This is a genomic window from Seohaeicola saemankumensis (assembly GCF_021021435.1).
Taxonomy (GTDB): Bacteria; Pseudomonadota; Alphaproteobacteria; order Rhodobacterales; family Rhodobacteraceae; genus Seohaeicola.
Genome location: NZ_JAINWI010000052.1, coordinates 1 through 2,068 on the forward strand (window position 1 = coordinate 1; position 2,068 = coordinate 2,068).

The window sequence follows — 2,068 nt, forward strand, 5'->3', positions numbered from 1 at the left end:
GATATTGGCTTCGGAATAGATCCCGCCCTCCGAGGGGGTCTTTGACAGCGTGAATGATCGCAATCCGAGAGGCTGCATGTGCTGGACCTGCGTCTGGATCTCGATGAGGCGTTTTTCCAGCACGGGACGTTCCGCGTCAGACTTCTCGGCGATCATACCCTGCACCCGCGCGAGCTTCTCCGCATAGAGGCTTCTCAGATCCTCGAAACTTTGATCCTCGGCCATATACACATCTCCTGTTCGGTCCACCTGCCCGCCGCGCGCCAGCACCTCGCCCGCGCGGAAGAGGGCCGCGGCAATATCCTCGCGGGCCTCGCGCGAAGCCTCAGCGGCAAGCGAGTGGTAGATGGTTTTCGTATTGGCGATCTCCGCCAGCGTCCGCGTCAGGTCGGCTCCGACACGCTCGCGCTCGCGGGGCGCGCGACCCTCTTCTTTCGCCGCATAGATCTCGCTGGTGCGGGCGGGGTAATGCACAACCCCGCGATCCACCCGGCGCGTGGCCTCTAGGCGCACGCCATACTTTTCCGCCTCCTCGACCATGGCGAGGCGGAAGTCGTCATAGTTGAAGCGATGGTTGCGCCCGAGGAAGAAGAACTCGCCTTCCTGCGAGCGACGGTTCAGCACCAGATGCGCATGGGGGTGATCGCGGTCCTCATGCACCGCGATGATGTAGTCGAAATGCCCCGCGTCGGTCTGGAAGAACCGTTCCGCCACATCCGTTGCGATGTCGCGCACATCCTCGCCGCGCGTGCCAATGGGGAAGGACATGAGCATGTGGGTGGTCTGCCCCAGCTTGGGCTTGAAGCCCGCATCCCACCGCTTGGCGAAGCGCTCGGTAAGGTCCTTGATGTCCTCCGCCTCGAGCTTCGCCTTGCCATCCAGAAACCCGCTGCTGTCCACGATATGGGTGGACTTGGTTGTGAGGTAATCGAGCTGGTTTGCGAGTTGCGATTTGGTATGCGTCCCCCCGCCCCGGATCGCCTTGAAGACTGCTGGCCGATGCCCTGCTGCCGCACGTGTAAGCTGAGTCTGCTTGGCCACGTGCAGTCCCTGCATTGAGCCCCGGACGCGGCTCCAGCCATCCCGGAAGACCTCGCCCGTGACGGCATGGACGGCATCATTCAGCCGCATGGGCAAACTCCCTCAGCGCGGCCGTGGCATCCAGCTGCATCGCGTTGCGACGGCGGCGCAGAAGCAGATCGATCTCGTCAGCGGAATCCAGAATGAACCGCGCCAGCCCGCGCATCTGCGCGAGGCGCAATTCGGAGAACTCGGCACTCGTGCCGCCCACAGCCCCCTGCCCCATCCGGTTGGCCAGCGTCATCTGCTTGGCGATCTGCGCGACCCCGTTACCGACCTCGTGCAGAGAGGCCCTGTACCGCGCCATCTCTGCTGCCATCTGCGCGTCCGGAACGAACACCCCGCCTGCCGCCTGAATGAGCCGCCGCAACCCCTCGGCCCGGCTCTCGATCCCCGCCTTCGCCAACACCTCGTCGAGCGCCTCAAGCTCCGCAGCGGTGACCTTCACACTGACAGCGGAGACCGGAATAGCGGCATCGGCCTGGCGCTCGACATCAGCTTTGAGCGTGTACTGGATCGCCCGCACCGACACGCCAAACCTCTCAGCCAGCACGGACGTCGACACACCTTCCGCTGCCTCGCGAACGATCTCCATGCGGTCCGCATCTGAGAGACGTTTTGAGCGCGACATGCGAAGAAAGACCCCCTATTTCCTGCCACCTTCCACCAAGGCTGCCCCCACCTTACGATAATATACCAAGCTGTCAATTATATACTTCCGTCGCATTCAGTCTCAGGCAGCCTTGGTGTCCGCTTCCCCCGCGGCCCGCAGGGACGCGGGCCTGTCCCGTCACCACCAGCACAGCCTCCAGCTTTGGAAGTCCCCCTTCCCCAGCCCCGCCCGAGGGTCTGGCCGAACACGCATGTGTTCGGACGGAAACGCGGGCGGGTGCAAACCCCACCGACAGGGCGGACAGGCAGGGTCAAGGAGGGCCAGATTTGGGACCCCAAATCTCTGCCGCAAAAACCGGGAGGCCCTGGCCGATAG

General features: G+C 63.8%; 2 protein-coding genes. Both read right to left on the reverse strand.

The annotated features are described in order from the left end of the window. A partial coding sequence (locus tag K7H22_RS19880; protein WP_230802543.1) for a relaxase/mobilization nuclease domain-containing protein occupies positions 1–1,131 on the reverse strand: 1,131 nt, incomplete at its 3' end. Then, positions 1,118–1,711, reverse strand: coding sequence for a helix-turn-helix domain-containing protein (locus K7H22_RS19885; RefSeq protein WP_230802544.1), 594 nt, complete (start codon positions 1,709–1,711; stop codon positions 1,118–1,120). The genes K7H22_RS19885 and K7H22_RS19880, both read right to left, overlap by 14 nt. Between the last annotated feature and the right edge of the window lie 357 nt (positions 1,712–2,068).

Excerpts from the sequence above, each read along its gene's own strand:
- K7H22_RS19885 (WP_230802544.1), bottom strand. The coding sequence starts at position 1,711 with ATGTCGCGCTCAAAACGTCTCTCAGATGCGGACCGCATGGAGATCGTT.